3 protein-coding genes are annotated in these 4,084 nt (G+C 73.1%); all 3 read left to right on the top strand.

The window, feature by feature from the left end; genetic code table 11:
* Positions 1 to 239 precede the first annotated feature (239 nt).
* The 3 genes from ACTIGN_RS16855 to ACTIGN_RS16845 all read left to right on the top strand — a co-directional run bounded on the left by ACTIGN_RS16855 (position 240) and on the right by ACTIGN_RS16845 (position 4,034).
* Complete coding sequence (locus ACTIGN_RS16855; protein ID WP_439625885.1) at positions 240 to 1,331, top strand: hypothetical protein; 1,092 nt, start codon at positions 240 to 242, stop codon at positions 1,329 to 1,331.
* Positions 1,332 to 1,372: 41 nt separating this feature from the next.
* The gene (locus ACTIGN_RS16850) at positions 1,373 to 2,479 is read left to right on the top strand and encodes a rod shape-determining protein (protein ID WP_439625883.1); all 1,107 of its coding nucleotides are present in this window, start codon (positions 1,373 to 1,375) and stop codon (positions 2,477 to 2,479) included.
* 94 nt (positions 2,480 to 2,573) lie between these two features.
* Positions 2,574 to 4,034: a hypothetical protein gene (locus ACTIGN_RS16845; protein ID WP_439625881.1), complete on the top strand. Its 1,461-nt coding sequence runs from the start codon at positions 2,574 to 2,576 to the stop codon at positions 4,032 to 4,034.
* Positions 4,035 to 4,084 lie beyond the last annotated feature (50 nt).

Genomic DNA, 4,084 nt, shown 5'->3' with positions numbered 1-4,084 from the left:
ATTTGCTTTTGGTTTGTAGGGGCCGCCCTCCGTGGCGGCCCGCGCGGGGCGAACGACTCAACAGTGCAACCCATGCGGTGAAGTGCCGCGCGACGGAGAAGGCCCGGCAAACTGGGGGGCGGGTAGCGGTTGAAGCGGTCGCCCGGATTGTGTGGATTCTTCCCGCGGGCGAGCCGATACCACTCCCACGACGAAGCGGATCGGCACCGGTGCCGCCGCGCCACCCCGGAGGGTCACGGATGAGCCCGCAATTCTGGCCCCGCCTGGGGGGGACGTTCGCGCTCGGGCTCGCCGCACTCGTCGCCGACCGCGCGCCGGCCGCCGAGCCGCCGGCCCCGCTTCCCGTATTGCCCGCGGTCCACACCGAGCCCGTCGCGGCCCCGCAGCCGCAGCCCGAGATCGAGCGGTTCCACGGCACCGTCCGCGTGAGCCCGATGACCCCGCCGGCTCCCGCGATGCGGCCCCCGGCCGTCGAGATGGTGCCGCCGCTCGAACCGCCCGTTTTGCAGGTCGAGGCCCGCACGCCGGCGGTCCCGGTCGTTCCCGATACGCGGGTGACCGACGCGGTCGTCGACACGCTCGCCACGGTCCGCGACGACACCCGCCGGGTCTCGACCGCGGCCGCGGTGCTGCTCGGGCAGGTCGGGAACTGGATGACGGCCCCGACGCCGCACCCCGAGCCGCGGGCGATCTTCCCGATCACCGTCACGGTCCCCGCACCATCGGCTCCGGCTCAGCCGGCGTACTACCCGCAGGTTCCGCCGTGGACGGTTGCGGTTCCGGGCTCGCTGCCGGCGTTTGCACCGCACGCGGTCGCACCGGTCTCGGCCGCCGTACCCCAACCCGCCGCCCCGCTCCAGCCCACGATCATCGTCGTCCGCGAACCGGCTCCGGTCGCGGCCCCGGCCCCGGTGGTCGCGGCCCCGGTCGTGCCCGCGCCGGTCGAAGCGGCCCGCACCGGGTTCGCGCCGGAATCGCTGCTCGGCTTCGGCGTCGGCGCGCTCGGTCTCGGCGTCGGGCTGATGGGCTGGCTCAGGACGAGCCGCAAGAAGCAAGTGGAGGCGTCCGCTGCGGCCGCAACGTTCGAGCTTCCGTCGCCCGCTCAACGGCCGCTCGACGGCGTGGTTCTCTCGAACGGCCTGTACGCCGGCCCGCGGCCGGACCTCGCCGAGAAGTTCGACCTCGGCCCGAGCTACCACGACGAGCAGGAGCAGAAGAAGCAGCAGGAGGCCGAGAACCAGACCGCGGTTCTCGAGTTCATCCTGTCGCAGAACCTCGCGCTCCAGGCCGCGTTCGCCGGCCCGGCCGACGGCGCGCCGGCCGCCGAATAACCCGCGTTCCACGAGACATTTTTTCACACGGAGGACGGACGATGGCGAACCCGGTGTTTGTCGGCATGGACCTCGGCACGTTCAAGACCTCGGTCGCCAGCTCGGCGGGCTACCGCGACGTGATCCCGACGGCCGTCGGGTGGCCGAAGGACCACATCGCCCGCACCGTCCTGGGCCGCGACGTGGTGTTCGGCAAGGACCTCGCCGAGCACCGGCTCGCGCTCGACGTCGTCCGCCCGTTCGAGAAGGGCGTGCTCAAGTACGGCGACGCGGCCAACTGCGGGCTGACCGCGCAGCAGATCGAGAAGCACGCGGCCGCCACCAAGCTCGTGATCGAGTACGCGGTCGGCATGGTGAACCCGAGCCGCGGCGACGCGGGCGCCCCGGTGTACGGTGTCATCGGCGTGCCGTCGCAGGCCGGCATGAAGAACAAGCAGTTCGTGATGGACGCGGCGGCCGGCGTGTTCGACGCGGTCGCCATCGTGTCCGAGCCGTTCACCATCGCCTACGGCATGAACCGCCTGACCGACACCTTGGTCATCGACATCGGGGCCGGCACCATCGACATCTGCCCGATCTACGGCGTGTACCCGGCCGACGACGAGCAGGTCACGCTGCCCATCGGCGGCGACGCGGTGGACGAGGAGTTCGAGAAGCTGCTGAAGGCCCGCCACCCGCGGGTCCAGGCGTCGCGGAACATGGTCCGCGAGATCAAGGAGAAGTACGGGTTCGTCAGCGACGTGGGCGAGAAGGCGGTCGTGTCGCTGCCCGTCGACGGTAAGCCGACCCCGATCGACGTGACCGAGCCGCTGAAGGCCGCGTGCTCGGCACTCGTGAAGCCGGTCGTCGAGGCGGTGTGCAATCTGATCGCGAAGTTCGACCCCGAGTTCCAGCAGCGGCTGCGGCAGAACATCATCCTCGGCGGCGGCGGCAGCCAGCTCAAGGGGCTGGACCGCGTCATCGAGGTCGCACTGGCCGAGTACGGCGGGGGCCGCGTGACCCGCGTGACCGACGCGACGCACGCCGGGTCCGTCGGCGCGCTGAAGCTCGCCATGAACATGCCGGCCGCTGGGTGGACGGCGCTGTCCGCCAAAATGAAAGCTGCCGCCCCGGCCCCGAAGGCCGTGCCGATGGCCGCCGCGGCGTGAGGCGTGCGTCACGACGGTGGCACGGGCCGGAGGCCCGTGTCCCGCCTTCACAGGCCGGAGGCCTGTGCCACCGAGACAGGGTGAGGGAACTGCGATGACGAACGGAACCGGTCGGACGGCGCGCCGGGCCATCGCGGCCCTCATCGGCCTGGGCGGGCTCGGCGTGTACGCGACCGCACAGCCGCCGAAGCCGCCGCTGGTGGTGAAGTCGAGCGGGACGCCCGGTGTGTACGAGGTGACCGGTCCGACGCCGGCCGCGTACCTCCCGCCGACCGTGATCCCGGGCGTGCCCGTGCAACCGGCCGACCCGCCGGTCGCCGCCCGCGATCCGTCCCCGGTCACGCCGGCGTCGCACAACGCCCCGGTCGCCGCGAAGCCGGGCGTACTCCCCGGCGTTCCCGTGCCGCCCGCCGCGCCGACCGCATCGGTCGCGACCGCGCCCAGCGTGCCCCCGAATCCCGCCGTCGCAACGGCCGCGCCTGCCGTTCCCGCGAAGCCGGTTGCGGCCACACCGACTACGCCCGTCGAGTTCGTCCGCGAGCAGATGCCGCTCGCGCCGCTGCCGCCCGCGGGTGTGACCCCGGTGACGACCACGCAAGCGGCGGTGCCCGAAGGGCCGCTCGCCTCCGTAGCCGCGACCGTGCCGCCCCCGCAACTGCCGAAGCCCGTGGCCCCGCCAGTCGCTGTTACCACCCCGACGGTTCAACCGCCGGCCGTGGTGGTTCCGCCCGAATCGGCGCTCGCGAAGCCGCGGGTGGTCATCGAGGCCGGTTCGACGCAGGCTGTGGCCGCCGATCTCCCGGCCCCTCCGCCGGCGGCGGTGAGGTTGCCGAGCGTCCCTTCGCCTCCGGTTCTCCTCGCGCCGGTCCCAGCCGCACAAACGCCGGTCGTGCCGACCGCACCCCGCGTTCCGCCGGCCCCGGTCGCCCAGACCAGTCCGACGCCGGCCGTGATCCCGACCGTTCGCATCCCCGCGCCGCCCGCACCCGTCACCGTTCCCGCCGCACCGCAGCCGGACGAATCGACCGTCGTGGCCACCGAGGAGCCGGGGGCGTCGTGTGCGAAGTGCCGGCACGGAAAGGGGCATTCGTGCTGCGTGTGCGTCCCGGCGACCGTCCCGCCGCCGGTCGGCGCGTCGGCGCGGGCCGCGTTCGCGACCCAGCGAGCCAACGCGCTCGACGAGTCGACGGTGATCTACCGCGAGGACTTCGACGCCGGTACGGACCGCCTGAACCCGACGGGCGAGCGGCACGTCGCGGGGATCGCGCGGCGGTTCGACCAGACCCGCGGGCCGGTGAAGGTCGAACCGACCGGCGACCCCGCCCTCGACCTGCGCCGCACCTCGACGGTGATCGCGGCGCTGACGAAGGCGGGCGTCCCGGTGCAGGTCGCCGCGAACCGGGTGCAGGGCGGCACGTCGCGGGCCGAGGGGATGCCGGCGACCGACATCGAACCGGCGTTCGCCCGGTACAGCTACGGCGGGTACGGCGTCGGCGGCGCGGGCGCGAACTTCGGGGCGTACACTACGTTCGGCCCGTTCTCGCTGTACCGCTGATGCGTGGGTGAACCAGAAACGTCCGCGGGGCGGGTGGCTCGTGCCACCCG

Origin of the sequence: Gemmata sp., assembly GCF_051859125.1 — a bacterium.
Lineage (GTDB): Bacteria > Planctomycetota > Planctomycetia > Gemmatales > Gemmataceae > Gemmata.
This window is presented reverse-complemented; position numbering and strand designations above follow the sequence as displayed.

Bases quoted from the DNA above. Each gene is read 5' to 3' on its own strand.
- ACTIGN_RS16855 (WP_439625885.1), top strand. From the start codon at position 240: ATGAGCCCGCAATTCTGGCCCCGCCTGGGGGGGACGTTCGCGCTCGGG.
- ACTIGN_RS16850 (WP_439625883.1), top strand. From the start codon at position 1,373: ATGGCGAACCCGGTGTTTGTCGGCATGGACCTCGGCACGTTCAAGACC.
- ACTIGN_RS16845 (WP_439625881.1), top strand. From the start codon at position 2,574: ATGACGAACGGAACCGGTCGGACGGCGCGCCGGGCCATCGCGGCCCTC.